At 61.0% G+C, this 25,568-nt stretch carries 26 protein-coding genes; 11 read left to right on the top strand and 15 right to left on the bottom strand.

What is annotated here, in order from left to right; translation table 11 throughout:
• Positions 1-101 precede the first annotated feature (101 nt).
• The 9 genes from V3W40_RS01700 to pdeM all read left to right on the top strand — a co-directional run bounded on the left by V3W40_RS01700 (position 102) and on the right by pdeM (position 10,336).
• Positions 102-1,106, top strand: coding sequence for a ligase-associated DNA damage response exonuclease (locus V3W40_RS01700; protein ID WP_323145799.1), 1,005 nt, complete (start codon positions 102-104; stop codon positions 1,104-1,106).
• Positions 1,103-2,737 carry an ATP-dependent DNA ligase gene (locus V3W40_RS01705; RefSeq protein WP_065947312.1) on the top strand — a complete coding sequence of 545 codons (1,635 nt, stop codon included), beginning with the start codon at positions 1,103-1,105 and terminating at the stop codon, positions 2,735-2,737. The genes V3W40_RS01700 and V3W40_RS01705 overlap by 4 nt, the downstream gene beginning before the upstream one ends.
• A 232-nt stretch (positions 2,738-2,969) precedes the next feature.
• The gene (locus tag V3W40_RS01710) at positions 2,970-3,749 is read left to right on the top strand and encodes a transporter substrate-binding domain-containing protein (protein WP_016975034.1); all 780 of its coding nucleotides are present in this window, start codon (positions 2,970-2,972) and stop codon (positions 3,747-3,749) included.
• Between the two features lie 57 nt (positions 3,750-3,806).
• Complete coding sequence (locus V3W40_RS01715) at positions 3,807-4,535, top strand: ABC transporter permease (RefSeq protein WP_053137181.1); 729 nt, start codon at positions 3,807-3,809, stop codon at positions 4,533-4,535.
• Positions 4,532-5,242 carry an ABC transporter permease gene (locus V3W40_RS01720; RefSeq protein WP_092487673.1) on the top strand — a complete coding sequence of 237 codons (711 nt, stop codon included), beginning with the start codon at positions 4,532-4,534 and terminating at the stop codon, positions 5,240-5,242. Before V3W40_RS01715 ends, V3W40_RS01720 begins: the two co-directional genes overlap by 4 nt.
• Before the next feature lie 9 nt (positions 5,243-5,251).
• Positions 5,252-6,370, top strand: a complete 1,119-nt coding sequence (locus V3W40_RS01725) for a succinylglutamate desuccinylase/aspartoacylase family protein (protein ID WP_065926442.1) — start codon at positions 5,252-5,254, stop codon at positions 6,368-6,370.
• 13 nt (positions 6,371-6,383) lie between these two features.
• Entirely contained in the window at positions 6,384-7,148 is a 765-nt protein-coding gene (locus V3W40_RS01730; RefSeq protein ID WP_330214319.1) for an ABC transporter ATP-binding protein, read from the top strand.
• 57 nt (positions 7,149-7,205) lie between these two features.
• Positions 7,206-9,686, top strand: a complete 2,481-nt coding sequence (locus V3W40_RS01735) for a ligase-associated DNA damage response DEXH box helicase (RefSeq protein ID WP_330214320.1) — start codon at positions 7,206-7,208, stop codon at positions 9,684-9,686.
• Positions 9,686-10,336, top strand: a complete 651-nt coding sequence (gene pdeM / locus V3W40_RS01740; protein WP_065926444.1) for a ligase-associated DNA damage response endonuclease PdeM — start codon at positions 9,686-9,688, stop codon at positions 10,334-10,336. Before V3W40_RS01735 ends, pdeM begins: the two co-directional genes overlap by 1 nt.
• Positions 10,337-10,351: 15 nt before the next feature.
• Here pdeM and V3W40_RS01745 read toward each other — a convergent pair whose 3' ends face one another.
• Both V3W40_RS01745 and dcd read right to left on the bottom strand, forming a co-directional pair.
• Positions 10,352-10,552: a hypothetical protein gene (locus V3W40_RS01745; protein ID WP_027604457.1), complete on the bottom strand. Its 201-nt coding sequence runs from the start codon at positions 10,550-10,552 to the stop codon at positions 10,352-10,354.
• Positions 10,553-10,659: 107 nt separating this feature from the next.
• Complete coding sequence (gene dcd / locus V3W40_RS01750; RefSeq protein WP_003172320.1) at positions 10,660-11,226, bottom strand: dCTP deaminase; 567 nt, start codon at positions 11,224-11,226, stop codon at positions 10,660-10,662.
• A 389-nt stretch (positions 11,227-11,615) separates the two neighbouring features.
• Here dcd and V3W40_RS01755 point away from each other — a divergent pair, with 389 nt between their 5' ends.
• Positions 11,616-11,825 carry a cold-shock protein gene (locus tag V3W40_RS01755; RefSeq protein WP_002554837.1) on the top strand — a complete coding sequence of 70 codons (210 nt, stop codon included), beginning with the start codon at positions 11,616-11,618 and terminating at the stop codon, positions 11,823-11,825.
• 210 nt (positions 11,826-12,035) lie between these two features.
• Here the strand turns inward: V3W40_RS01755 and rpoS are convergent, their stop codons facing one another.
• From rpoS to V3W40_RS01795, 8 genes are all read right to left on the bottom strand, one after another.
• Positions 12,036-13,040 (bottom strand): RNA polymerase sigma factor RpoS, encoded by a 1,005-nt coding sequence (gene rpoS / locus V3W40_RS01760; RefSeq protein ID WP_025855149.1) that lies wholly within the window; start codon positions 13,038-13,040, stop codon positions 12,036-12,038.
• A gap of 105 nt (positions 13,041-13,145) precedes the next feature.
• Positions 13,146-13,982, bottom strand: coding sequence for a peptidoglycan DD-metalloendopeptidase family protein (locus V3W40_RS01765; protein ID WP_092487660.1), 837 nt, complete (start codon positions 13,980-13,982; stop codon positions 13,146-13,148).
• Positions 13,983-14,189: 207 nt separating this feature from the next.
• Positions 14,190-14,825 carry a protein-L-isoaspartate(D-aspartate) O-methyltransferase gene (locus tag V3W40_RS01770; RefSeq protein WP_169899534.1) on the bottom strand — a complete coding sequence of 212 codons (636 nt, stop codon included), beginning with the start codon at positions 14,823-14,825 and terminating at the stop codon, positions 14,190-14,192.
• 41 nt (positions 14,826-14,866) lie between these two features.
• Entirely contained in the window at positions 14,867-15,616 is a 750-nt protein-coding gene (gene surE / locus V3W40_RS01775) for a 5'/3'-nucleotidase SurE (RefSeq protein WP_323145801.1), read from the bottom strand.
• Positions 15,604-16,662, bottom strand: coding sequence for a tRNA pseudouridine(13) synthase TruD (gene truD / locus V3W40_RS01780; RefSeq protein ID WP_065948791.1), 1,059 nt, complete (start codon positions 16,660-16,662; stop codon positions 15,604-15,606). The genes surE and truD overlap by 13 nt, the downstream gene beginning before the upstream one ends.
• Positions 16,659-17,132 (bottom strand): 2-C-methyl-D-erythritol 2,4-cyclodiphosphate synthase, encoded by a 474-nt coding sequence (gene ispF, locus V3W40_RS01785; protein ID WP_012722614.1) that lies wholly within the window; start codon positions 17,130-17,132, stop codon positions 16,659-16,661. The genes truD and ispF overlap by 4 nt, the downstream gene beginning before the upstream one ends.
• A gap of 54 nt (positions 17,133-17,186) precedes the next feature.
• Positions 17,187-18,032: an S-formylglutathione hydrolase gene (gene fghA, locus V3W40_RS01790; RefSeq protein WP_137211476.1), complete on the bottom strand. Its 846-nt coding sequence runs from the start codon at positions 18,030-18,032 to the stop codon at positions 17,187-17,189.
• Positions 18,033-18,122: 90 nt separating this feature from the next.
• Positions 18,123-19,235 carry an S-(hydroxymethyl)glutathione dehydrogenase/class III alcohol dehydrogenase gene (locus V3W40_RS01795; protein ID WP_065926449.1) on the bottom strand — a complete coding sequence of 371 codons (1,113 nt, stop codon included), beginning with the start codon at positions 19,233-19,235 and terminating at the stop codon, positions 18,123-18,125.
• 108 nt (positions 19,236-19,343) lie between these two features.
• On the opposite strand from V3W40_RS01795, the gene V3W40_RS01800 reads away from it, so the two are divergent.
• Positions 19,344-20,240 (top strand): LysR substrate-binding domain-containing protein, encoded by an 897-nt coding sequence (locus tag V3W40_RS01800; protein ID WP_053137212.1) that lies wholly within the window; start codon positions 19,344-19,346, stop codon positions 20,238-20,240.
• A 129-nt stretch (positions 20,241-20,369) separates the two neighbouring features.
• Here V3W40_RS01800 and ispD read toward each other — a convergent pair whose 3' ends face one another.
• From ispD to V3W40_RS01825, 5 genes are all read right to left on the bottom strand, one after another.
• A complete protein-coding gene (ispD, locus tag V3W40_RS01805; RefSeq protein WP_092487649.1) occupies positions 20,370-21,077 on the bottom strand; it encodes a 2-C-methyl-D-erythritol 4-phosphate cytidylyltransferase in 708 nt (235 codons plus the stop codon).
• Positions 21,074-21,352, bottom strand: coding sequence for a cell division protein FtsB (gene ftsB / locus V3W40_RS01810; protein ID WP_003172294.1), 279 nt, complete (start codon positions 21,350-21,352; stop codon positions 21,074-21,076). The genes ispD and ftsB overlap by 4 nt, the downstream gene beginning before the upstream one ends.
• 170 nt (positions 21,353-21,522) lie before the next feature.
• Positions 21,523-22,812, bottom strand: coding sequence for a phosphopyruvate hydratase (eno, locus tag V3W40_RS01815; RefSeq protein WP_027604464.1), 1,290 nt, complete (start codon positions 22,810-22,812; stop codon positions 21,523-21,525).
• A gap of 157 nt (positions 22,813-22,969) precedes the next feature.
• Entirely contained in the window at positions 22,970-23,815 is an 846-nt protein-coding gene (gene kdsA / locus V3W40_RS01820) for a 3-deoxy-8-phosphooctulonate synthase (protein ID WP_027604465.1), read from the bottom strand.
• Positions 23,816-23,820: 5 nt separating this feature from the next.
• Positions 23,821-25,452: a CTP synthase gene (locus V3W40_RS01825; RefSeq protein WP_053137224.1), complete on the bottom strand. Its 1,632-nt coding sequence runs from the start codon at positions 25,450-25,452 to the stop codon at positions 23,821-23,823.
• Positions 25,453-25,568: the final 116 nt, after the last annotated feature.

Raw genomic sequence — 25,568 nt, forward strand, 5'->3', positions numbered from 1 at the left:
TAGGGCTTGCCCCGTCCCACATTTGGCCCACATGCATTCCGATAGAACTTCTGCGCTCGCCCCCGCCTCATACCTGATAAGCCCATCGCCCCGGTCAGCCCATGGACCTTGTCATCGCCCGGCCCGAAGGCCTCTACTGCCCCGCCGGAGATTTCTACATCGATCCTTGGCGCCCAGTGGAACGCTCCGTCATCACCCACGCCCACGGCGACCACGCCCGCACGGGCAATCAACACTACCTGGCTGCCGCCCCTGGCGAAGGCATCCTGCGCTCGCGCCTGGGCCAGGACATCAACCTGCAAACCCTGGCCTATGGCGAAAAACTCGTCCACCACGGCGTGACCCTGAGTTTTCACCCGGCCGGGCATGTACTCGGCTCGGCCCAGGTGCGCCTCGAGTACCAGGGCGAAGTCTGGGTGGCGTCCGGCGATTACAAAGTGGAACCGGACGGCACCTGCGCGCCTTTCGAACCGGTGCGTTGCCATACCTTTATCACCGAATCCACCTTCGGCCTGCCGATCTACCGCTGGCAGCCCCAGGCGCAGATCTTCGCCGGGATCAACGACTGGTGGCAGGCCAATATCGCCGCCGGCAAAGCCAGCGTGTTGTTCTGTTATTCCTTCGGCAAAGCCCAGCGCATCCTGCATGGTATCGACGCCAGCATCGGGCCGATCCTCAGCCATGGCGCGGTCGAGCCGCTGAACCGGGTTTATCGCGAGGCCGGCATTTATATCCCCGAAACCCTCTACGCCGGCGATTTCAAAAAGACCGACCCATTGCTGCGTCAGGCCCTGATCATCGCGCCGCCTTCCGCCGGTGGCAGCAGTTGGATCAAGCGCTTCGGCGACTACAGCGATGCCTTCGCCAGCGGCTGGATGCGCCTGCGCGGTACGCGGCGGCGACGCGGAGTGGACCGGGGCTTTGTGCTGTCGGATCATGCGGACTGGCCCGGGCTGCTGTGGGCGATCGAACAAACCAGCGCCGAACGGGTGATGGTCACCCACGGCTCCGTCGGCGTATTGGTACGCCACCTGCGGGAAAAAGGCCTGGATGCCCAGGGCTTCACCACCGAATACGGTGATGACGAAGAGGAGGCCACGGCATGAAAGCCTTCGCCGAGCTGTACGCCAACCTCGACGCCACCACCTCCAGCAATGCCAAGCTCGCGGCCCTGCAAGCCTACTTCCTGCAAGCGCCGCCTGAAGACGCTGCGTGGGCGGTGTATTTCCTGTCCGGCGGACGACCGCGGCAATTGGTACCGACGCGTCTGCTGCGGGACATGGCCACCGAAGCATCCGGCATCGAGCCGTGGCTGTTCGAAGAGAGCTACCAATCAGTAGGCGACCTGGCCGAGACGATTTCCCTGCTCCTGCCGGAATCCACCTACACCTCCGAGGACGGTCTCGCCGTATGGCTGGAAGAAAAACTCCTGCCGCTGCGTGGCCTGTCGCCCCTGGACCTGGCCGAACGGTTACCGGCGTTATGGGCGCAACTGGACCAGCCGAGTCTGATGGTGTGCGTCAAGTTGATCACCGGCAGCTTTCGCGTCGGCGTATCCAAACTGCTGGTCACCCGCGCCCTCGCCGCCATGGCCGACCTCGACAGCAAGCGCGTTGCACAGCGGCTGGTGGGCTACACCGATCTGTCCAACCGTCCGACAGCCGAGGGATACCTCAAGCTGATCGCTGCCGAATCATCCGACGAGCATGCACAACGGGGCGGACAGCCCTATCCGTTTTTTCTCGCCCACGGGTTGTCGCAGCCGGTGGAGCAGTTCGACACGTTGCTCGGCTCTCCCGCCGACTGGCAGGTGGAATGGAAGTGGGACGGCATTCGCGCGCAACTGGTTAAGCGTGAAGGCCGCCTGTGGATCTGGTCGCGGGGCGAAGAGCTGGTGACCGAGCGTTTCCCCGAACTGCACAGCCTGGTCAGTGGCCTGCCCGATGGCACGGTGATCGATGGCGAGATCGTCGTCTGGAAAGACGCGGTGCAACCCTTTGCCCTGCTGCAGCAGCGGATCGGCCGCAAGACCCTGAGCAAAAAAGTGCTCGACGATGCACCGGTCGCCGTCCTCGCCTATGACCTGCTGGAACACCAGGGCGACGACTGGCGCAACCACACCCAGGCCGAACGCCGCGCCCAGCTCGAACAGTTGATCACCCAGTGCAACCAACCGGTGCTGCTGCCCTCGCCACTGCTGACGGCCGCGACCTGGCAGGCCTTGGCCGAGCAACGTGAAGCGTCTCGCAGCCTCGGCGTGGAAGGCATGATGCTCAAGGATCGCCAGGGCCTCTACGGCGTGGGCCGCACCAAGGACATGGGCCTGTGGTGGAAGTGGAAAGTCGACCCCTTCAGTGTCGATGCGGTGTTGATCTACGCCCAACGCGGCCATGGCCGGCGCGCCAGCCTCTACAGCGACTACACCTTTGCCGTATGGGATGGCCCGCCCGGCAGTGAACGCACGCTGGTGCCCTTCGCCAAGGCCTATTCAGGGCTGACCGACGAAGAAATGCGCAAGGTCGACGCCATCGTGCGCAAGACCACCGTGGAGAAGTTCGGCCCGGTCAGCAGCGTGACGCCCAGCATGGTGTTCGAGCTGGGGTTTGAAGGCATTGCCCTGTCCAAGCGGCACAAGAGCGGGATTGCGGTGCGCTTTCCGCGGATGTTGCGTTGGCGCCAGGACAAGGCGGTGGATGAGGCGGATAACCTTGCCACCCTGCAGGACTTACTGGCCTGACCCAGAACACCGCCCCTCCACAATGGATCTCCAAATGTTCCGAAATAGTGCGTTCGATTTTCAATGCCCATTTTCGTGCATCTCCTACACTCATGACTCCCTTGTCCCACCTTTTAAAACGCTCATTCGGAACTATGGTGCAGAAATTGCTACTCGTGATCCGTCTGACACCGTTCAGTAACAGTCCTAAAACGCGCCACAAGCGCTTATCTTGGTTTCCAGGGATTAAATAATGAAAAAAGCATTGCTGACCCTTTCTGCACTGGCTCTGTGCATGGCCGCCGGTACCGCGTTGGCCAAGGAATACAAGGAACTGCGTTTTGGTGTCGATCCGTCCTACGCGCCGTTCGAATCCAAGGCGGCCGATGGCAGCCTGGTAGGCTTCGATATCGACCTGGGCAATGCGATCTGCGCCGAACTGAAAGTGAAGTGCAAGTGGGTCGAGAGTGACTTTGACGGCATGATTCCAGGCCTCAAAGCCAACAAGTTCGACGGAGTGATTTCGTCCATGACCGTGACCCCGGTGCGCGAGAAGGCCATCGACTTCTCCAGCGAACTGTTCTCCGGCCCGACCTCGCTGGTGTTCAAGAAAGGCGCGGGTTACTCGACGCCAGAGTCCCTCAAGGGCAAATCCGTGGGCTACGAGCAAGGCACCATCCAGGAAGCCTACGCCAAGGCCGTATTGGATAAAGCCGGTGTAACCACCAAGGCCTACGCCAACCAGGACCAGGTTTATGCCGACCTGACTTCCGGTCGTCTCGACGCTTCGGTGCAGGACATGCTGCAAGCCGAACTGGGCTTCTTGAAGTCCCCGGCCGGTGCCGGCTATGAAGTAAGCGCCGCCATCGATGACCCATTGCTGCCATCGAAAACCGCCGTCGGTATCAAAAAAGGTAACACTGAACTGAAGGCCCTTTTGGATAAAGGTATCAAAGCGTTACACGATGATGGCACCTACGCCACCATCCAGAAGAAACACTTTGGCGATCTGAACCTGTACAGCGGCAAATAATGCCTGGGGCGCCCCTCCTATGGAGGGGCGCTTTTTTATCGCCATAGGTCCTGATTTATGTTCGAAGAACTGTTGCAAACCCTCGGGCTGAGCGCACTCAGCTTGAAGGGTTTCGGCCCGTTGTTGCTGCAAGGCACCTGGATGACCATCAAGTTGTCGGTGCTGTCCCTGGCTGTCAGCGTATTGCTGGGCCTGCTTGGCGCCAGCGCCAAGCTTTCCAGCCTGCCCTTCCTGCGTATCCCCGCCCAGCTCTACACCACACTGATTCGCGGTGTACCCGACCTGGTGCTGATGCTGCTGATTTTCTACAGCCTGCAAACCTGGCTCACCGGCCTGACCGACTTCATGGAATGGGAATACATCGAGATCGACCCATTCAGCGCCGGGGTGATCACCCTGGGCTTTATCTACGGTGCTTATTTCACCGAGACGTTTCGTGGCGCGATCCTCGCCGTCCCCCGTGGCCAGCTGGAAGCCGCCACGGCCTATGGCCTCAAGCGCGGGCAACGCTTTCGCTACGTGACCTTCCCGCAGATGATGCGCTTTGCCCTGCCGGGTATCGGCAACAACTGGATGGTGATGCTCAAGGCCACGGCCCTGGTGTCGATCATCGGCCTGGCGGACCTGGTCAAGGCCGCCCAGGATGCCGGCAAAAGCACCTACCAACTGTTCTACTTCCTGGTACTCGCCGCGCTGATCTACCTGTTGATCACCAGCGCGTCCAACTTCGTCCTGCGTCGTCTTGAACGTCGCTACTCCGCAGGCTCACGGGAGGCGGTGCGATGATCGAACTCTTGCAGGAATACTGGCGCCCCTTCCTCTATAGCGACGGCCAGCACATCACCGGCCTGGCCATGACCCTGTGGTTGCTCAGCGCCGCCCTGGTCATCGGCTTTGTGGTGTCGATCCCGCTGTCCATCGCCCGTGTATCGCGCAACCCGCTGGTACGCTGGCCGGTGCAGTTCTACACCTACCTGTTCCGTGGCACGCCGCTCTATATCCAGTTGCTGATCTGCTACACCGGCATCTACAGCATTGCCGCCGTACGTGAACAGCCGCTGCTGGATGCGTTCTTTCGCGATGCGATGAACTGCACGATCCTGGCCTTCGCCCTCAACACCTGCGCCTACACCACGGAGATTTTCGCCGGGTCGATCCGCAGCATGGCCCACGGCGAAGTCGAGGCGGCCAAGGCCTACGGTTTAAGCGGCTGGAAGTTGTACGCCTACGTGATCATGCCGTCGGCGTTGCGCCGCTCGTTGCCCTACTACAGCAACGAAGTGATCTTGATGCTGCACTCGACCACGGTAGCGTTTACCGCGACGATCCCGGACATCCTCAAGGTGGCGCGTGACGCCAACTCGGCCACGTTCATGACGTTCCAATCATTCGGTATCGCCGCGCTGATCTACCTGACCGTGACCTTTGCCCTGGTCGGTCTGTTTCGTCTGGCGGAGCGCCGTTGGCTGGCGTTTCTCGGGCCCAGCCATTAAGGAGCCTTCATGCGTCATCAGGTACACGATCTGATCGCGCCGGTGCCAGGCACGGCGCGGCAGATTCACAGTTTCCACTTCGGCCCCGAACACGCCGAGGGCAAGGTCTACATCCAGTCATCGCTGCATGCCGATGAACTGCCGGGCATGCTGGTGGCCTGGCACCTGAAAGTGCGCCTGGCCGAGCTGGCGGCAGCCGGGCGGTTACTGAGCGAGATCGTGCTGGTGCCCATCGCCAATCCGGCAGGCCTGGAACAGGTGTTGATGGACACCCCGCTGGGCCGCTACGAGTTGGAAAGCGGGCAGAACTTCAATCGCCTGTTTGTCGACCTCAGCGATACCGTCGGCGATCAGGTCGAGGGCTCGCTCGGCGATAACCCGCAACAAAACGTCGAACTGATCCGCGCCGCCTTGAGCGCTGCCCTGGCCGTGCAAATCGCCGAGACCCAGTTGCACTCCCAACGCCTGGTGTTGCAACGCCTGGCCTGCGATGCCGACATGGTGCTGGACCTGCATTGCGACTTCGAAGCCGTGGCGCACCTGTACACCACGCCCGAAGCCTGGCCGCAGGTGGAGCCGCTGGCACGCTATATCGGCTCGGAGGCCAATCTGCTGGCTACCGACTCCGGCGGGCAGTCCTTCGATGAGTGTTTCACCCTGGTGTGGTGGCAGTTGCAGCAACGCTTTGGCGCGCGCTTCCCGATCCCCATGGGCAGTTTTTCGGTGACCGTCGAACTGCGTGGCCAGGGCGACGTCAACCATGGGTTGGCCGCCCTCGACTGCCAGGCAATCATCGACTACCTGATTCACTTCGGCGCGATTGCCGGCGACGCCGCACCGCTGCCCGAGCTGCCCTACCCCGCCACGCCGCTGGCGGGCGTCGAACCCGTGGCAACGCCGGTGGGCGGCCTGCTGGTGTTCAGCGCCCTGCCCGGTGAATACCTGGAAGCCGGGCAACTGATCGCCGAAATCATCGACCCCATTACCGACCGCGTAACGCCCGTGCACTGCCAGAAGGCCGGCCTGCTTTACGCCCGTTCGCTGCGCCGCATGGCCACTGCCGGGATGGTCGTCGGCCATGTCGCAGGCACCGAGGCCTACCGCAGCGGCTATCTACTTTCGCCTTGAGGATGCACGCCCCATGTACAAATTGACCGTTGAAGGCCTGCATAAAAGCTATGGCGACAATGAGGTGCTCAAAGGTGTCTCGCTCAAGGCCAGGACCGGTGATGTGATCAGCCTGATCGGCGCCAGCGGCTCGGGCAAAAGCACCTTTTTGCGCTGCATCAACTTCCTGGAAACCCCCAACGACGGCGCCATGACCCTCGACGGCCAGCCGATCCGCATGGTCAGCGACCGCCATGGCATGCGCGTGGCCGACGATTCCGAATTGCAGCGCCTGCGCACGCGGCTGGCGATGGTGTTCCAGCATTTCAACCTGTGGAGTCATATGAGCGTGCTGGAAAACATCACCATGGCCCCGCGCCGGGTGCTGGGTTGCAGCAAGAAGGACGCCGAAGACCGCGCCCGTCGCTACCTGGACAAGGTGGGTTTACCGGCACGGGTGGCGGACCAATACCCGGCGTTCCTGTCCGGTGGCCAGCAGCAACGGGTGGCCATCGCCCGTGCCCTGGCCATGGAGCCGGAGGTGATGCTGTTCGACGAACCCACCTCGGCCCTCGACCCGGAGTTGGTGGGTGAAGTGTTGAAGGTGATCCAGGGCCTGGCCGAGGAAGGCCGCACCATGATCATGGTGACCCACGAAATGAGCTTTGCACGCAAGGTATCCAGCCAGGTGCTGTTCTTGCACAAGGGCCTGGTGGAAGAGCAAGGCGCGCCGGAGGATGTGCTGGGCAATCCCAAGAGCGAGCGCCTGCAACAGTTCCTGAGCGGCAATTTGAAGTAAACCTTTGCGACGCCTGGAGGGTCTGTGGAATAGGCCCTCCAGAGCGTTCGCCGCCCCATGGCAAAACCCCTCGACTTCGCCAAAACGTGGTTTGCCGCCAAAGGCTGGAAGCCGTTCGCTTTCCAGAAAGACGTATGGACGGCGGTCAAGGACGGCCGCTCGGGCTTGCTGCACGCCAGCACCGGCGCCGGAAAAACCTACGCCCTGTGGTTTGCCGCCCTCAACCGTTTCGCGATCACCCGCCCGCCCGCCACCGGTAAACGCAAACCGCCGGCTGAGCCACTGACCGTGCTGTGGATCACGCCCATGCGTGCGTTGGCCGCCGACACCGCACGCGCCCTCGAAGCGCCGCTCGAGGCCTTGCAGATTCCCTGGAGCGTCGGCCTGCGCACCGGCGATACCAGCAGCAGCGAGCGTGCCCGGCAAACCCGACGCCAGCCCACCGCCCTGGTCACCACCCCGGAAAGCCTGACCCTGATGCTCGCCCGCGCCGACAGCGAAACGAGTCTGGCGCACCTGCGCATGGTGGTGGTGGATGAATGGCATGAGTTGATCGGCAACAAGCGCGGCGTGCAGTTGCAACTGGCGTTGGCGCGGCTGCGGCGTTGGCATCCTGAACTGATGGTGTGGGGCATTTCGGCCACCCTCGGTAACCAGTCCCACGCCCTGGAAGTGCTGGTCCCACAAGGGGACGGGATTAATGTGCAGGGGCAAACGGCCAAGCAGTTGCGCGTCGACACCTTGCTGCCGCCCATCGCCGAGCGGTTTCCGTGGGCCGGGCATATCGGCTTGAAGATGCTGCCGCAGGTGGTGGCCGAGGTCGACGCCAGCAGCAGTTGCCTGGTGTTTACCAACACGCGGGCGCAGTCGGAAATCTGGTATCAGGCGCTGCTCGATGCACGCCCGGATTGGGCCGGGGTGATTGCCCTGCACCATGGTTCACTGGCCCGCGAGACCCGCGACTGGGTGGAGCGGGCGTTGAAAGACGGTCAGCTCAAGGCGGTGGTGTGCACATCCAGCCTGGACCTGGGGGTGGATTTCTTGCCGGTGGAGCGCGTGCTGCAAATCGGCTCGGCCAAAGGCGTGGCGCGCCTGATGCAACGCGCCGGGCGCTCCGGCCATGCACCCGGACGGCCGTCGCGGGTGACCCTGGTGCCGACCCACAGCCTGGAACTGGTGGAAGCCGCTGCGGCCCAGGACGCCATTGCAGAGCGGCGTATCGAAGCCCGCGAATCGCCCCACAAGCCGCTGGATGTGCTCGTACAACATTTGGTGAGCATGGCCCTGGGCGGTGGCTTTACGCCGCAGGCGCTGCTGGCGGAGGTCCGTGGCGCCTGGGCCTATCGCGACCTCAGCGAGGCCGATTGGGCCTGGGCCCTGGGCTTTGTACGGCATGGCGGCTTATCGCTGACCGCTTACCCGGATTACCGCCGCGTGGAGCCGGACGCGCACGGCATTTGGCGCGTCCCCGATGCCCGGCTTGCGCGCCGCCATCGCATGAGCGTGGGCACCATTGTCAGCGACGCCAGCATCCAGCTGAAATTCTGGAGCAAGGGCGGCGGTGGCAAGAACCTGGGCAGTGTTGAAGAAGGCTTTATTGCACGGCTCAAGCCGGGTGACGGCTTCTTGTTTGCCGGGCGCCTGCTGGAATTGGTGCGGGTGGAAAACATGACCGCCTATGTGCGCCGTAGCAGCGCCAAAAAAGCTGCAGTACCGCGCTGGAATGGCGGGCGCATGCCCCTTTCCAATGAGCTGGCCCAAGCCGTGGTGGAGCGCTTCGATGCGGCCGCGCACGGGGTCTACGAGGGGCCGGAAATGCGGGCTGTGCAAACCCTGCTGCAGACACAGTTGCGCTGGTCCGGCCTGCCGACGCGCGAGCACTTGCTGGCCGAAACCTTGAAATCGCGGGAGGGCTGGCACCTGTTCCTCTACCCGTTTGCCGGCCGCCAGGTGCACCTGGGACTGGCGAGTCTGCTGGCGTGGCGGGTCAGCCAGCAGCAGCCTGTGACCTTCTCGATTGCCGTCAACGATTACGGCTTGGAGTTGCTCAGCGCCACCGAGGTGGATTGGCCACGCTTACTGAATGGGGCGCTGCTGCGCCCGAAGCAGTTGCTGGCAGACGTGGCAGCCAGCCTGAACGCCGGGGAACTCGCCCTGCGCCGCTTTCGCGAGATTGCGCGTATCGCCGGACTGGTGTTTGCCGGTTACCCCGGCGCGCCGAAAAGCACGCGCCAGGTGCAGGCATCCAGCGGGTTGTTCTTTGAAGTGTTCAAGCAATATGACCCGCAAAACCTGTTGCTGGCCCAGGCGGGGGAAGAAGTTCTGCGTGATGAATTAGATATTCGTCGGCTGGAAGAGACCTTGCTTCGCCTCTCGGCGCTGACACTGGACGTGCATATGATCGAACGTCCTACGCCCCTGGCCTTCCCACTGCTGGTGGAACGGATGCGCGAAAGCATGAGTTCGGAAAAACTCTCGGAGCGCATTGCGCGGATGGTCAAGGACTTGGAAAAAGTCGCCGATAACGGCAAACCCTGATGGTGTGCTCAGTGACGCTGGAGAGCGAAGAGCTGTGGCTGTTGGCGGATAAGGCGCTCTACTGGCCCGCGCGCCAGTGCCTGCTGATCGCCGATGCACACTTTGGCAAGGCATCGGCCTATCGCAGCCTGGGCCAGCCGGTACCGCAAGGCACCACCACCGAAAACCTGCAGCGCCTGGATCGGCTGTTGGCGGCCGTACCGTGCGCCCAGGTGATCTTTCTCGGCGACTTCCTCCACGGGCCCGGCTCCCACGCCAGCGGCACCCTCAGCGCCTTGAGGGCCTGGCGAGCACGTCATTGCGACCTGTCGATGACCTTGATTCGCGGTAATCACGATAAACGCGCGGGCGACCCACCGGCTGACTTGAGGATCGATGTGGTTCCGGAGCCACTGCTGATGGGCCCTTTCGCCCTGCAACACGAACCGCACGCCCATGCCAGCCACCATGTGCTGGCGGGGCATGTGCACCCGGTGTATCGCTTGCGCGGCAAGGGCCGGCAGAGCCTGCGCCTGCCGTGTTTCCAGTTCGGCACGCGCGTCAGCCTGCTGCCGGCGTTTGGGGCGTTTACCGGGGGGCATACGGTGGAGCAGGACAATGACCGCCGAATCTTTGTTATCGGCGATCACCAGGTGTGGCAGGTTCGCTGACCGGCCTTGCGGGTATCAGGCGACCGGTGCGGGAGGCGGCTCGTCCGGAAGGGTCGGCTCACCGGGTTCGGTGGGCTGCTGTGGCCAATCTTCATCGGGTTGGCCGGGGATGCCGCCTGCATAGGCGGGATCAGCCATCAGGGACCAGGCCAGAACGCCAATCTGGTTGGGTTCAAGCCGGGCAAGTTCTGCGCTGATTCGCGGGTCAATCTTCATAAGGCACTCCTCAAGCGTGGCTCGGTGCGTTTTGCACGCACCGAGGCAGTACACCCAATAGAGTCACTTTCCGCGGACTAATTCCCTTTACGCGTAGGACCTTTCGATCAAGCGCGTGGCAAGGTGACGCCGCGCTGGCCCTGGTACTTGCCGGCGCGGTCTTTGTAGGACACTTCACAGGCCTCGTCAGACTGCAAGAACAGCATCTGCGCCACGCCTTCGTTGGCGTAGATTTTCGCCGGCAGGGTGGTGGTGTTGGAGAATTCCAGGGTCACGTGGCCTTCCCACTCAGGCTCAAGTGGCGTCACGTTGACGATAATGCCGCAGCGCGCGTAGGTGCTTTTACCCAGGCAGATGGTCAGCACGTCGCGGGGAATACGGAAGAATTCCACGGTGCGTGCCAGGGCAAAGGAGTTCGGCGGGATAATGCACACGTCGCTTTTCACATCGACGAAGCTCTTTTCGTCGAAGTTCTTCGGATCCACGATCGCCGAGTTGATGTTGGTGAACACCTTGAACTCGTCGGCGCAGCGCACATCGTAGCCGTAGCTGGAAACGCCGTACGAGATCACGCGGTCATCGCCTTCACCACGAATCTGACGCTCGACGAACGGTTCGATCATGCCGTGCTCTTGCGCCATGCGGCGAATCCACTTGTCCGATTTGATGCTCATGGCGGGTGTCCTGAATAGCGAGGTGGAAAAATTCTGTGGGGCATCTTACCGGGGCCGGCGTTGGGGTTCAAAGGGCGTCGGGCTTTTCTTGATGAACGCACCGGCTGCCATAAGGCGCGGCCAGCGGGGCCGGGCCCCGTATTGCCGCAACCGGTGTGTGTAAATACCACCGCCAGTCACGAAAATAGAGAAACCTTCGGAAATACCATTGGCACGTTCCGGAAAAAGGGTTAAGGTGGCGCCACTGTGCTGCTTGTGTCACTGAGAATCTCTACACGATATGTTGAATTTCGATCCAACCATCTCCAAGAATTTTTCCTGCTCTTTGCACTCAGTCTCGGCCAGGGCTTTTCCTGAGTCGCAGTTAACTTTGTCCAAGGAGATACACCATGTCTAATCGCCAAACTGGTACCGTTAAGTGGTTCAACGATGAAAAAGGCTTCGGCTTCATCACTCCACAATCCGGTGACGACCTGTTCGTTCACTTCAAAGCTATCCAATCCGACGGCTTCAAAAGCCTGAAAGAAGGCCAACAGGTTTCTTTCATCGCTACCCGCGGTCAGAAAGGCATGCAAGCTGAAGAAGTTCAAGTTATCTAACTTGTACTGACTCAGTCGAAAAGACCCCGCCCTTAAAAGCGGGGTTTTTTTATGCCTGGGATTTGGGCATACATGAATAAAATGTCGTGCGCAAAAAATGTGGGAGGGGGCTTGCTCCCGATAGCGGCGTGTCAGTCGATACATCCAGTGACTGAACTACCGCTATCGGGAGCAAGCCCCCTCCCACATTCAAGCATTCAAGCGGCGTCGTTATTGAAACAACGACTCACTCGACAAGCCATTCTTCTCCAGGATCTCGCGCAAGCGCTTGAGCCCTTCCACCTGGATCTGCCGCACCCGCTCACGGGTCAGGCCAATCTCCAGGCCTACGTCCTCCAGCGTGCTGCTCTCATGGCCACGCAGGCCGAAGCGGCGAATCACCACCTCACGCTGCTTGTCCGTGAGCTCCGACAGCCACTGGTCAATGCTTTGGGAAAGATCATCGTCCTGCAGCAGCTCGCAGGGATCCGTAGGACGATCATCCGTCAGGGTGTCCAGCAGGGTTTTATCCGAGTCCGGACCCAGCGAGACGTCGACCGAAGACACACGCTCGTTAAGACCCAGCATGCGCTTGACCTCCCCTACCGGTTTTTCCAGCAGGTTGGCGATTTCTTCGGGCGAGGGTTCATGATCGAGTTTTTGAGTGAGCTCACGTGCCGCCCGGAGGTAGACGTTGAGTTCCTTGACCACATGGATCGGCAACCGGATCGTGCGGGTCTGATTCATGATCGCCCGTTCGATGGTCTGGCGAATCCACCAGGTGGCATAGGTCGAGAAGCGGAAGCCCCGCTCAGGATCGAACTTCTCCACCGCCCGGATCAAGCCCAGGTTGCCCTCCTCGATCAGGTCCAACAAGGACAGCCCACGATTGACGTAGCGTCGGGCGATTTTCACCACTAGGCGCAGGTTGCTTTCAATCATGCGCTTGCGCCCAGCCGGATCACCCTTTTGCGACAAGCGCGCAAAATGGACTTCTTCTTCGGGAGTCAGCAGAGGGGAAAAGCCGATTTCATTGAGGTACAGCTGGGTCGCATCGAGCGCCCGCGTGTAATCAATGTATTTGTGTTGCTTTAACGCGGTGGAGTTCTTGGATTTGGTGCGAACTGAAGGTACAGCAGGTCCCTCATTCGACATCGATTCCGTAGCGATGCCGGTCTCCATAAGGAGAACCTCATCGTCGATGTCAAACTCCGGCGCTTCTTTACTGAGAGCCATTGTTATAGTCCTTTGGTGAGTTCGACCTCAAGCTCAAGCGACGCCTTTATCCTTGGCAACGCTGGAGCCTGTTCCTTCTACGTGAGGAACAGGCTGTGCAACATATCAACGACGGGGTAGGAATTGCAGTGGATCTACAGGCTTCCCTTGACGGCGAATCTCAAAGTGCAGTTTCACCCGGTCCGTACCAGTTGATCCCATTTCGGCAATTGTCTGTCCGACTTTGACCTGCTGCCCCTCCCGAACCAACAGCCTACGGTTGTGGCCGTAAGCACTGACGTAGGTATCGCTGTGTTTGATGATGACCAGCTCGCCGTAGCCCCGCAAACCACTCCCGGCGTACACCACCGTCCCATCAGACGCAGCTAAAACAGGCTGTCCCAAATCCCCGGCAATATCAATGCCTTTATTCAAACTGCCGTTTGAAGAGAATTTTCCAATTAACACTCCATTTGAGGGCCATCCCCAACCGGTCGGCGCAGGCCCTGCGGGGGGCAACGGCGCGGGTGCCGGCTTGTTCGCGACACTCGGCGAAGCGGTACCCGCAGGCCGGGTAATGATGGTGGTTTTGCTCGAAGACGACGGCGAAGATCCGGTGTTTGTCACAACTGCCGTAGGGGTAGAACCGGTGCGACCGTCAAAGCGAATCGTCTGACCCGGATGTATCGTGTAGGGCACAGGAATATTGTTACGGGCTGCAAGAGCCTTGTAGTCCCAGCCATAACGGAAGGCAATCGAGAACAAGGTGTCGCCCTTGCGCACGACATACTGCCCGGTGGTCACCGTCGGCTTTTGTGGTGCAGCGTTATTGCGGTCAACGACCCGTGCACCGCTGCTTGGCGAGCTGGAACACCCTACCAGAAGGGAACCAAAGACAAGGCCAAGCACCAGTCGCTGAAAACTTGTTTTACTCATACGCTGCGCAAGACCTGTGAGACTCACCCGCCGCTCCCTTTGTGGTGGCTGAACATGAATGCCTGTATCAGGCTTGAAATATGACGCAAGTATAACTGGGCATTGAAGTTTTACCGTCACGCGACTGAAACGAATCATTCTGCGCGTTGAATCGCCCCGCCTATCACGTTGACTTGATAGACCCCGCCGTAAGACACATCCTCACCAACAGAATTCACTGCCCGCGAAAAATGATCAGGCCAGCGGGCCATTGAGCAACGGCACGAAACGCACGGCGCCGAGTACATGCCGGGAAAAACCGTCGTCTTCACGGACAATAAGCATCAATTGTTGCACTTCACCGGACCCCACCGGAATGACCAGCCGCCCACCCGGGGCCAGTTGATCGAGCAGCGCCTGCGGCACATCGGTGGCCACGGCAGTGACGATAATCCCGTTGTAGGGCGCCAGCGCCGGCCAACCTTCCCAACCATCGCCCCAGCGGAATACCACGTTGCGCAGGTTCAGCTCCACCAGGCGTTCCTTGGCGCGGTCCTGCAGCACCTTGATGCGCTCCACCGAGAACACCCGCTCCACCAGTTGCGATAGCACCGCCGTCTGGTAGCCGGAACCGGTGCCGATCTCCAGCACCTTGTCCAACGGCCCCGCCGCCAGCAGCAGCTCGCTCATGCGCGCAACCATATAAGGCTGGGAGATGGTCTGGTTATGGCCGATGGGCAATGCCGTGTCTTCGTAGGCACGATGGGCCAAGGCTTCATCGACAAAGAGGTGGCGAGGCGTACGCCGGATCACTTCCAACACCTGGGCGTTGGAAAGCCCCTCTTCGTACAGGCGCTGGATCAAACGCTCACGGGTGCGCTGGGAGGTCATCCCGATGCCCCGGCGCAGCAGGTCGTCTTGTTCACGAGCCATCAGCGCAGCCCCTCCAGCCAGCCATCGAGACCACTGAAGGCATCACTGAAGGTGCGATCAAGTTGCAACGGGGTAATCGACACATAGCCTTGCATCACCGCGTGAAAGTCCGTGCCTGGGCCACCGTCTTCGGCATCGCCCGCTGCCGCGATCCAGTAGCCTTCCTTGCCACGCGGGTCGACGACCTTCAACGGCGCTGCCGCGCGGGCGCGATGGCCCAGGCGTGTAAGCTGGATACCGCGAATGTGGTCGAGGGGCAAATTGGGAATGTTGACGTTGAGCACCGTGCGCGGCGGCAGGTCCAGGGCGCCGTGGGCCTCCACCAGCTTGCGCGCGAAATAGGCCGCGGTGGGCAGGTTGTCCAGTTGACGCGATGCCAACGAAAACGCAAACGAGGTCCGGCCGAGGAAGCGTCCTTCAAGCGCCGCCGCCACCGTGCCGGAATACAGCACGTCGTCGCCAAGGTTGGCGCCGAGGTTGATGCCCGACACCACCAGGTCCGGCTCCTGGTCCAACAAACTGTTGATCGCCAGGTGCACGCAGTCGGTGGGGGTGCCGTTCACACTGATGAAGCCATTGGCCAGAACCTGCGGGTGCAGCGGACGGTCGAGCGTCAGCGAACTGCTGGCGCCGCTCTTGTCCTGGTCGGGGGCAACCACCACGCACTCGGCGTAATCCAGCAGCGCAGCATAGAGCGCGGCAAGACCGGGTGCGGTGGCACCGTCATCGTTTGATATCAGAATACGCATGGGCTGTCCGTCTGCCCCACCGGCACCAGATCAACAAGCTCGCGCACCAAGACAGTGGCGAAGCATCCGGCCGGCAGGACGAATTCCAATTGCAGAATGTCAGGCCCGGGATAATGCCACGTCAACCCGCCAATGGGCAGTCGCAGAATGCGACGTTCCTGGCTCATGCCGGCACTCACCAGCCAATCACGCAGGTCGGCTTCACCGGCGGCAACCGCCTGCTCCAACTCAAACGTGGCGCCTGTCGCCGGAGAATCACCCTCGCCCCACTGCGGCCCGGTGGGGTGCAGGTCCAGGATCGCCAGGCGCGGGTCGCTGCACTCAGCCTCCCCCGCCGGAAAAAAGCTGCGGCTGTCGGTAAACGCCAGCAGATCACCCACTTGCGCGCGCTGCCAGGAACCGTCGGCGACACGTGCCGCCAACACTTTGTTGAAGAGGAAGCTACGCGCGGTGGACAACAACCGCGAACGCACATTGCGTTGCTCCGGCAGGGCCTTGCGCGCGGCCCATTCGCGGGCGTCGACGACATTGCCACCGTTGTGGCCAAAACGCTGGGTGCCGAAATAGTTGGGAATGCCGTACTGGGCAATCAATTGCAGCCGCGCGTCGATGGCGGCGGTATCACCGGCCAATTGGGTCAGGCGCAAGGTAAAGCCGTTGGCCGAGTGCGCGCCACGTTGCAGCTTGCGCTTGTGGCGGGCGGTTTTCAGGATCCTGAGGGTGTCGTTTTCCGCAGCGCTCATGTCCGGATCGGCCTTGCCCGGCAGTTGTACGCTGAACCACTGGCGGGTCAACGCCTGACGGTCCTTGAGCCCGGCATAGCTGACGGTGCGCAACGGCACGCCAGCCGCCTTGGCGATACGCCGCGCGGCTTCCTCAGTATTGAGCCCGCGCTTCTCAACCCACAACCACAGGTGCTCGCCTTCGCCGGTAAGCGGAATATCGAGCACTTCGTCGACCTGGAAATCTTCAGCCGTGGCCTTCAGGACCGCGCTGCCCAGGGCCTCGCCATAGGCACGCGGGCCCAGCAGTTGCAGGTCGTTCATGCGCGCAGCAACAAGGCGACGGAGTGCACCGCGATGCCCTCTTCACGACCGGTGAACCCGAGTTTTTCGGTGGTGGTGGCTTTCACGTTGACTTGATCCAATTCAATTTGCAGGTCTGCGGCAATCAGTGCGCGCATGGATTCGATATGCGGGGCCATTTTCGGCGCCTGGGCCACGATGGTGTTATCGACATTGCCGACCTTCCAGCCCTTGGCATGGATCAGGCCGACCACATGGCGCAGCAGGACACGGCTGTCCGCGCCCTTGAAGGTGGGATCGGTATCCGGAAAGTGCTTGCCGATATCGCCCAGTGCCGCCGCGCCGAGCAAGGCGTCGCTCAAGGCATGCAGGACAACGTCGCCGTCGGAATGGGCCAGCAACCCATGGTGGTGCGCAATGCGCACGCCGCCCAGGGTGATGAAATCGCCTTCAGCGAAACGGTGCACATCGTAGCCGTGGCCAATACGCATAAAAAAACGCCCCGATTTAATTCAGGGCGTGATTCTACCTACTTTTGCCTCACATTAACCGAGCAAAGCACGACCATGATGTCGCAAATGGTCTTCGATGAAGCTGGCGATAAAGAAGTAGCTGTGGTCGTAGCCAGGCTGCAGGCGCAGTTCCAGCGGATGGCTGGCCGCCTTGGCCGCTTGCTGCAAGGCTTCGGGCTTGAGCTGCACGGCAAGGAAATCGTCGCGGTCGCCCTGGTCCACCAGCAACGGCAGCTTTTCCGAGGCTTCGCCGATCAGCACACAGGCATCCCATTCACGCCATTTGGCGCGCTCTTCACCCAGATAACGGGAGAAAGCTTTCTGGCCCCACGGGCAATCCATCGGATTATTGATCGGCGAAAACGCCGACACCGACAGGTAACGCCCAGGGTTGCGCAGGGCACACACCAACGCACCGTGGCCGCCCATGGAGTGGCCGCTGATACCCCGTTTGTCCGAAGCCGGGAAATGCGCTTCAACCAATGCCGGCAATTCCTGCACCACGTAGTCATGCATCCTGTAGTGCTTGGCCCAAGGTTCCTGGGTGGCATTCAGGTAGAAGCCAGCACCCAGGCCAAAATCCCAGGCGTTGTCCGGGTCGCCCGGCACACCGGGGCCACGGGGGCTGGTGTCGGGCGCGACAATGATAAGCCCCAGTTCTGCGGCCATGCGCTGAGCACCGGCTTTCTGCATGAAGTTCTCATCGGTGCAGGTCAAGCCGGACAGCCAGTACAGCACCGGCAATTTGCTGCCCTGCTCCGCTTGCGGCGGCAGGTAGACGGCGAAAGTCATGTCGCAGCCGAGCACGTGGGAACTGTGTTTGTAGCGTTTGTGCCAGCCGCCAAAACTCTTCTGGCAGGAGATATTTTCCAGGGTCATGGGAGTGCTCCCAGCTGCAAGTTGCAAGCCTCAAGCGGCAAGTAAGGCGTACACCCACTTGCTGCTGATAGCTTGCCGCTTGCCGCTGCTTCAAAAGTGAATGACGGTACGAATGCTCTTGCCTTCATGCATCAGGTCAAACGCTTTGTTGATGTCTTCCAGGCCCATGGTGTGGGTGATGAAAGTGTCCAGCGGAATCTCGCCGGTCTGGGCCATTTCCACGTAGCTTGGCAATTCAGTACGGCCGCGTACGCCACCGAACGCCGAGCCACGCCAGACGCGACCGGTCACCAGTTGGAATGGGCGGGTGGAGATTTCCTGGCCGGCACCGGCAACCCCGATGATCACCGATTCACCCCAACCCTTATGGCAGCACTCGAGCGCGGCACGCATCAGTTGCACGTTGCCGATGCACTCGAAGGAAAAGTCCACGCCGCCGTCAGTCAAATCGACAATCACGTCCTGGATCGGACGGTCATAGTCTTTCGGGTTGATGCAGTCGGTGGCGCCCAGTTGCTTGGCGATCTCGAACTTGGCCGGGTTGATGTCAATCGCAATGATACGGCCGGCCTTAGCCTTGACCGCACCGATCACGGCCGACAGGCCAATACCGCCAAGACCGAAGATCGCCACGGTGTCGCCCGGCTTGACCTTGGCGGTGTTGAGCACCGCACCGATGCCGGTGGTGACGCCACAGCCGAGCAGGCAGACCTTCTCCAGCGGCGCTTCTTTAGGAATCTTGGCGACGGAAATTTCCGGCAGCACGGTGTACTCGGAGAACGTCGAAGTCCCCATGTAGTGGAAAATCGGCTGCCCCTTGTAGGAAAAGCGCGTGGTGCCATCCGGCATCAGGCCTTTGCCTTGGGTGGAACGAATGGCCTGGCACAGGTTGGTCTTACCCGACAGGCAGAACTTGCACTTGCCGCACTCCGGGGTGTACAGCGGGATCACATGGTCGCCCACCGCCACCGAAGTCACGCCCTCGCCGATGGCTTCGACCACCGCACCGCCTTCATGGCCAAGGATGGACGGGAAGATGCCTTCCGGGTCGGCGCCGGACAGGGTGTAGGCGTCGGTATGGCAAACCCCGGAGGCGACCACACGTAACAGCACTTCGCCCGCCTTGGGCATGGCCACATCGACTTCCACGATCTCGAGGGGTTTCTTGGCTTCAAAGGCAACGGCAGCGCGGGACTTGATCATCCGGGTTTCTCCAGGGCGTTAAAAATGATGGAGAGAGTGTAAAACATGGCTCCATGATTAATAATCCAGGCAAAAGCAAAACTTTATTGCTGTACAGGGATAATCGCCATGCTGGAGAACCGCTGGGAAGGCATCGATGAATTCGTTGCCGTCGCCGAATGCAGCCAATTTACGGCGGCTGCCGAGCGGCTGGGTGTCTCTTCGTCCCACATCAGCCGCCAGGTGGCACGCCTGGAAGAGCGCCTGCAAACGCGGTTGCTGTATCGCAGTACCCGTAAGGTGACGCTGACTGAAGCGGGTCAGACCTTTCTGCAACATTGCCAGCGTCTACAGGACGGCCGCGAAGAAGCCCTGCGTGCGGTGGGTGACCTTGCCAGCGAGCCAAAAGGCATGTTGCGCATGACCTGCGCGGTGGCCTATGGCGAGCGTTTCATCGTGCCGCTGGTGACGCGGTTCATGGGCCTGTACCCGCAATTGCGGGTGGATATCGAACTGAGCAACCGCCAACTGGATCTGGTGCACGAAGGCCTCGACCTGGCGATTCGCCTGGGGCGCTTGCAGGATTCGCGTATGGTCGCCAGCCGCCTCGCACCTCGGCGTATGTACCTGTGCGCGTCGCCGTCCTACCTGGCCCGGTACGGACGGCCCCATAGCTTGTCGGAGTTGAGTCGGCATAACTGCCTGATCGGCAGCTCGGATATTTGGCAGCTGGCCCAGGACGGGCGCGAATTTTCCCAACGGGTACAGGGAAACTGGCGCTGTAACAGTGGGCAAGCGGTGCTGGATGCGGCGCTGCAAGGGGTGGGGTTGTGCCAACTGCCGGACTATTACGTGCTGGAGCATCTGCACAGCGGCGCGCTGGTGTCGCTGCTGGAGGCGCATCAGCCGCCGAATACGGCGGTGTGGGCGCTGTATCCGCAGCAGCGGCATTTGTCGCCGAAGGTCAGGAAGTTGGTGGACTTCCTGAAAGAGGGGTTGGCCGAACGGCCGGAGTACAGCGGTTGAGTATTGGGTGTCTAGGCGGGCCTCATCGCGGGCAAGCCCGGCTCCCACATTTGACCGAGCTGTCTGGGGAGAAGGTGATCGAATGTGGGAGCTGGCTTGCCTGCGATGAAGTCGACACGGTGCAATTGACTACCGGCGATTGGCCCACCGCAGTCGCAGCCACTCCAGGTCTTCCGGCCGGGTCACCTTGATATTGTCCGAGCGCCCTTCGATCAAGCGCGGCGCCTGCCCGGACCATTCCATGGCCGAGGCTTCATCGGTGATCACCGCATCGGCCACCAGGCTGTCAGCCAATGCGCGGTGCAAGGCCCCGAGGCGGAACATCTGCGGCGTATAGGCTTGCCAGATCAAGCTGCGGTCGACGGTTTCCACCACCCGCCCCAGCTTGTCGACGCGCTTGAGAGTATCGCGAGCCGGCACCGCCAGGAGGCCGCCTACCGGATCGTCCGCCAACTCGGCCAGCAACTTGTCGAGGTCATCACGGCTCAAATTAGGCCGCGCCGCATCATGCACCAACACCCAATCGTCATCGCCGGCGCCCAGGGCATTGAGTTGCAGCAGTGCATTGAGCACCGAACCCGAGCGCTCCGAACCACCGTCCGCACGTTGGATACGCGGGTCAGCGGCACACGCCAGGTCGGGCCAATACGGATCATCAGCAGCAAGACTGACCACCAACCCCTTGAGGCTGGGATGGTCGAGAAAACAGCCAAGGCTGTGTTCGAGAATAGTGCGCCCGCCCAATTGCAAGTACTGCTTGGGACGGTCCGCGGCCATCCGGGCACCGACGCCCGCGGCAGGTATCACGGCCCAGAAGGCCGGCAAACGGTAACTCATTGGGCCAACTGGTAGAGGGTTTCGCCCTCCTTGACCATGCCCAACTCATGACGGGCCCGTTCTTCAACGGTCTCGGTACCCTTTTTCAGCTCAAGCACTTCGGCATCGAGGACGCGGTTGCGCTCCAGCAGGCGTTCGTTCTCGGCGTGCTGGTCGGCAATTTGCTGGGTCAGGTCTTTTACCTGCGCAAAGCTGCCATTACCTACCCATAGGCGGTACTGCAGGCCAGCCAGCAACAAGAGCAAGACGAGGAACAACCAATTGGGACTGCGCATCGAATATCGGGTATCCAGTGGAAAAACACGCCATGCAAAACTTTTACAGCAACTGATAGCACGAAGCCTGGAAGAACCAGGCTTGTGCTTGATCGCCATCAGATTAGCGTCGAAACTCGCACCTTCGTGATCTTTCCGACGCAATCCACCGACTTTTTACCACTTACCGATCAGCCGCGAAACTCGCCGCGACCGTTGTACTTGGCTTTGCCGGCCAGTTGCTCTTCGATACGCAGCAATTGGTTGTACTTGGACACACGGTCGGAACGGCACAGGGAGCCGGTCTTGATCTGGCCCGCCGAAGTGCCCACGGCCAGGTCGGCGATGGTCGAGTCTTCGGTTTCGCCGGAGCGGTGCGAGATCACGGCGGTGTAGCCCGCAGCCTTGGCCATCTGGATGGCTTCCAGGGTTTCGGTCAGGGTGCCGATCTGGTTGAACTTGATCAGGATCGAGTTGGCGATCTTTTTGTCGATGCCTTCTTTCAGGATCTTGGTGTTGGTCACGAACAGGTCGTCACCCACCAGCTGGACTTTTTCGCCGATCTTGTCGGTGAGGATCTTCCAGCCATCCCAGTCGGACTCGTCCAGGCCGTCTTCGATCGAGATGATCGGGTAGCGCTGGGTCAGGCCCTTCAGGTAGTCGGCAAAGCCTTCGGAGTTGAACACCTGGCCTTCACCGGACAGGTTGTATTTGCCATCTTCGTAGAACTCGCTGGCAGCGCAGTCCAGGGCCAGGGTCACGTCGGTGCCCAGTGTGTAGCCGGCGTTGGCCACGGCTTCGGAGATCACTTTCAGTGCATCTTCGTTGGACGCCAGGTTCGGTGCGAAACCACCTTCGTCACCCACGGCAGTGCTCAGGCCACGAGCTTTCAGCACGGCTTTGAGGTGATGGAAAATCTCGGTGCCCATGCGCAGGCCTTCGGAGAAGGTCTTGGCGCCGACCGGCTGCACCATGAATTCCTGGATGTCGACGTTGTTATCGGCATGCTCGCCACCGTTGATGATGTTCATCATCGGAACCGGCATCGAGTAGACACCCGGCGTACCGTTCAGGTTGGCGATGTGGGCGTAAAGCGGCAGGTCCTGGTCCTGGGCGGCGGCCTTGGCAGCAGCCAGGGACACGGCGAGGATGGCGTTGGCGCCGAGGCTGCCTTTGTTTTCAGTGCCGTCGAGCTTGATCATCGCGTGGTCCAGGGCTTTCTGGTCCAGCGGGTCCTTGCCCAGCAGCAGGTCACGGATCGGGCCGTTGATGTTGGCTACAGCCTTGAGGACACCCTTGCCCAGGTAACGGCTCTTGTCGCCATCACGCAGTTCCAGCGCTTCGCGCGAACCTGTGGAGGCACCGGACGGCGCGCAGGCGCTGCCGATGATGCCGTTATCGAGAAGCACGTCGGCTTCGACGGTGGGGTTACCACGGGAGTCGAGAACTTCACGACCTTTGATGTCGACGATTTTTGCCATTGTTGTAAACACTCCAAAGTTGACGAAAACGACGCAGCTGAAGGAAATCTTTTGACCGACCGCAAGGGTGGAACAACGGGGCAGGCTTGCAGGCGACAAGGCTCAGGCCCGTAGGCCTGAGCGTAAAGCGTGGGAAAGTCTACCGGAGAATCAACGCTTACGCGGTCTCTACCGTCGGAAAACTCTTGACCAGTTCGTCCAACTGCTTGAGCTGGGCCAGGAATGGCTCCAGCTTGTCCAGGCGCAGGGCGCATGGGCCGTCGCATTTGGCGTTGTCCGGGTCCGGGTGGGCTTCGAGGAACAGGCCCGCCAGGGACTGGCTGATGCCGGCCTTGGCAAGGTCCAGTACCTGGGCACGGCGCCCACCGGCGGAATCGGCACGACCACCGGGCATTTGCAGCGCGTGGGTCACGTCGAAGAACACCGGGTATTCGAACTGTTTCATGATGCCGAAACCGAGCATGTCCACCACGAGGTTGTTGTAGCCGAAGCTCGAACCGCGCTCGCAGAGGATCAACTGGTCGTTACCCGCTTCCACGCACTTGTTCAGGATGTGTTTCATCTCCTGGGGCGCGAGGAACTGGGCTTTCTTGATATTGATCACCGCACCGGTCCTGGCCATCGCGACCACGAGGTCGGTCTGGCGCGACAGGAAGGCCGGCAGCTGGATGATGTCGCACACCTCGGCGACCACGGCAGCCTGTTCAGGCTCGTGGACGTCGGTGATGATCGGCACGCCGAAGGCTTGCTTGATGTCCTGGAAGATCCGCATGCCTTCTTCAAGGCCCGGGCCGCGATAGGAGGTCACGGACGAACGGTTGGCCTTGTCGAAGCTGGCCTTGAACACGTAAGGAATACCCAGTTTCTCGGTAACCTTGACGTACTCTTCACAGACCTGCATCGCCATGTCACGGCTTTCCAGCACGTTCATGCCGCCGAACAGCACCATGGGCTTGTCGTTGGCAATCTCGATGTCGCCTACGCGAATGATCTTCTGGGCCATCAGGTTTACGCCTTCTTCTGGTGCTGCGTCAGTGCAGCCTTGACGAAACCGCTGAACAACGGGTGACCGTCGCGCGGAGTCGAGGTGAACTCAGGGTGGAACTGGCAAGCGACGAACCATGGATGATCCGGGGCCTCGACCACTTCAACCAGCGCGCCATCACCGGAGCGACCGGAGATTTTCAGGCCAGCCTCTTTGATCTGCGGCAGCAGGTTGTTGTTCACTTCGTAGCGGTGACGGTGACGTTCGACGATCACGTCCTTGCCATAGCAGTCGTGAACCAGGGAACCCGGCTCCAGCAGGCAGTCTTGCGCGCCAAGGCGCATGGTGCCGCCCAGGTCGGAGCTTTCGGTACGGGTTTCGACGGCGCCGGTGGCGTCTTCCCACTCGGTGATCAGGCCCACGACCGGGTGGCCGCTCTTGCTGTCGAACTCGGTGGAGTTGGCGTCTTTCCAGCCCATCACGTTACGGGCGAACTCGATAACGGCCACTTGCATGCCCAGGCAGATGCCCAGGTACGGCACCTTGTTCTCGCGAGCGTACTGCACGGCAGTGATCTTGCCTTCCACGCCACGCAGGCCGAAACCGCCTGGAACGAGGATCGCATCGACACCTTCGAGCAGCGCGGTGCCCTGGTTCTCGATGTCTTCGGAATCGATGTAGCGCAGGTTGACCTTGGTACGGTTGCTGATACCCGCGTGGCTCATCGCTTCGATCAGCGACTTGTACGCGTCCAGCAGTTCCATGTACTTGCCGACCATGGCGATGGTGACTTCGTGCTCAGGGTTGAGCTTGGCGTCAACCACGGCTTCCCACTCGGACAGATCCGCGCCGTTGCACTGCAGGCCGAAACGCTCGACCACAAAATCATCCAGGCCTTGCGAATGCAGGATGCCCGGGATCTTGTAGATGGTGTCGGCGTCTTCCAGGGCGATCACCGCACGTTCTTCAACGTTGGTGAACTGTGCGATCTTGCGACGCGAGGAAATATCGATCGGGTGGTCGGAGCGGCACACCAGCACGTCCGGCTGCAGGCCGATGGAACGCAGTTCCTTGACCGAGTGCTGGGTAGGCTTGGTTTTGGTTTCGCCGGCGGTGGCGATGTAAGGCACCAACGTGAGGTGCATCAGCATCGCGCGCTTGGCGCCGACTTCGAAACGCAACTGGCGGATGGCTTCGAGGAACGGCTGGGATTCGATGTCACCCACGGTGCCACCGATCTCGACCATCGCCACGTCGGCATCGCCTGCACCCTTGATGATGCGGCGCTTGATTTCGTCGGTGATGTGCGGGATCACCTGGATGGTTGCACCCAGGTAGTCACCACGGCGCTCTTTGCGCAGCACGTGCTCGTAGACGCGGCCAGTGGTGAAGTTGTTGTTCTGGGTCATGGTCGTGCGGATGAACCGCTCGTAGTGGCCCAGGTCCAGATCGGTCTCGGCGCCGTCGTGTGTGACGAACACTTCACCGTGCTGGAACGGGCTCATGGTGCCCGGGTCGACGTTGATGTACGGGTCCAGCTTGAGCATGGTGACTTTAAGCCCCCGCGCCTCCAGGATGGCCGCCAATGAAGCGGAGGCAATGCCTTTCCCCAATGAAGAAACAACACCGCCCGTGACGAATATGTAGCGCGTCATGAAAAACCCTAGAAGTCTGCGTTAAAGCGGTCCGAGCCGCCGGGGAAAGCGAAGAGAGGCCGAAGCCCCCGATCACCTGCATTAATCACAGTGCACCTTTCAAAAAAACCGCCGCG

This window comes from Pseudomonas sp. AM8 (assembly GCF_036346475.1).
Taxonomy (GTDB): domain Bacteria; phylum Pseudomonadota; class Gammaproteobacteria; order Pseudomonadales; family Pseudomonadaceae; genus Aquipseudomonas; species Aquipseudomonas marginalis.

Bases quoted from the DNA above. Each gene is read 5' to 3' on its own strand.
- kdsA (WP_027604465.1), bottom strand. From the start codon at position 23,815: ATGGCCCAGAAGATCATTCGCGTAGGCGACATCGAGATTGCCAACGAC.
- ispD (WP_092487649.1), bottom strand. From the start codon at position 21,077: ATGAGTTACCGTTTGCCGGCCTTCTGGGCCGTGATACCTGCCGCGGGC.
- V3W40_RS01730 (WP_330214319.1), top strand. From the start codon at position 6,384: ATGTACAAATTGACCGTTGAAGGCCTGCATAAAAGCTATGGCGACAAT.
- V3W40_RS01710 (WP_016975034.1), top strand. From the start codon at position 2,970: ATGAAAAAAGCATTGCTGACCCTTTCTGCACTGGCTCTGTGCATGGCC.
- eno (WP_027604464.1), bottom strand. From the start codon at position 22,812: ATGGCAAAAATCGTCGACATCAAAGGTCGTGAAGTTCTCGACTCCCGT.
- V3W40_RS01715 (WP_053137181.1), top strand. From the start codon at position 3,807: ATGTTCGAAGAACTGTTGCAAACCCTCGGGCTGAGCGCACTCAGCTTG.
- V3W40_RS01745 (WP_027604457.1), bottom strand. From the start codon at position 10,552: ATGAAGATTGACCCGCGAATCAGCGCAGAACTTGCCCGGCTTGAACCC.
- V3W40_RS01735 (WP_330214320.1), top strand. From the start codon at position 7,206: ATGGCAAAACCCCTCGACTTCGCCAAAACGTGGTTTGCCGCCAAAGGC.
- V3W40_RS01825 (WP_053137224.1), bottom strand. From the start codon at position 25,452: ATGACGCGCTACATATTCGTCACGGGCGGTGTTGTTTCTTCATTGGGG.
- rpoS (WP_025855149.1), bottom strand. From the start codon at position 13,040: ATGGCTCTCAGTAAAGAAGCGCCGGAGTTTGACATCGACGATGAGGTT.
- ftsB (WP_003172294.1), bottom strand. From the start codon at position 21,352: ATGCGCAGTCCCAATTGGTTGTTCCTCGTCTTGCTCTTGTTGCTGGCT.
- fghA (WP_137211476.1), bottom strand. From the start codon at position 18,032: ATGACCCTGGAAAATATCTCCTGCCAGAAGAGTTTTGGCGGCTGGCAC.
- V3W40_RS01725 (WP_065926442.1), top strand. From the start codon at position 5,252: ATGCGTCATCAGGTACACGATCTGATCGCGCCGGTGCCAGGCACGGCG.
- V3W40_RS01800 (WP_053137212.1), top strand. From the start codon at position 19,344: ATGCTGGAGAACCGCTGGGAAGGCATCGATGAATTCGTTGCCGTCGCC.
- dcd (WP_003172320.1), bottom strand. From the start codon at position 11,226: ATGAGCATCAAATCGGACAAGTGGATTCGCCGCATGGCGCAAGAGCAC.
- V3W40_RS01755 (WP_002554837.1), top strand. From the start codon at position 11,616: ATGTCTAATCGCCAAACTGGTACCGTTAAGTGGTTCAACGATGAAAAA.
- truD (WP_065948791.1), bottom strand. From the start codon at position 16,662: ATGAACGACCTGCAACTGCTGGGCCCGCGTGCCTATGGCGAGGCCCTG.
- V3W40_RS01770 (WP_169899534.1), bottom strand. From the start codon at position 14,825: ATGACCTCCCAGCGCACCCGTGAGCGTTTGATCCAGCGCCTGTACGAA.
- V3W40_RS01705 (WP_065947312.1), top strand. From the start codon at position 1,103: ATGAAAGCCTTCGCCGAGCTGTACGCCAACCTCGACGCCACCACCTCC.
- pdeM (WP_065926444.1), top strand. From the start codon at position 9,686: ATGGTGTGCTCAGTGACGCTGGAGAGCGAAGAGCTGTGGCTGTTGGCG.
- surE (WP_323145801.1), bottom strand. From the start codon at position 15,616: ATGCGTATTCTGATATCAAACGATGACGGTGCCACCGCACCCGGTCTT.
- V3W40_RS01700 (WP_323145799.1), top strand. From the start codon at position 102: ATGGACCTTGTCATCGCCCGGCCCGAAGGCCTCTACTGCCCCGCCGGA.
- V3W40_RS01720 (WP_092487673.1), top strand. From the start codon at position 4,532: ATGATCGAACTCTTGCAGGAATACTGGCGCCCCTTCCTCTATAGCGAC.
- V3W40_RS01795 (WP_065926449.1), bottom strand. From the start codon at position 19,235: ATGATCAAGTCCCGCGCTGCCGTTGCCTTTGAAGCCAAGAAACCCCTC.
- ispF (WP_012722614.1), bottom strand. From the start codon at position 17,132: ATGCGTATTGGCCACGGCTACGATGTGCACCGTTTCGCTGAAGGCGAT.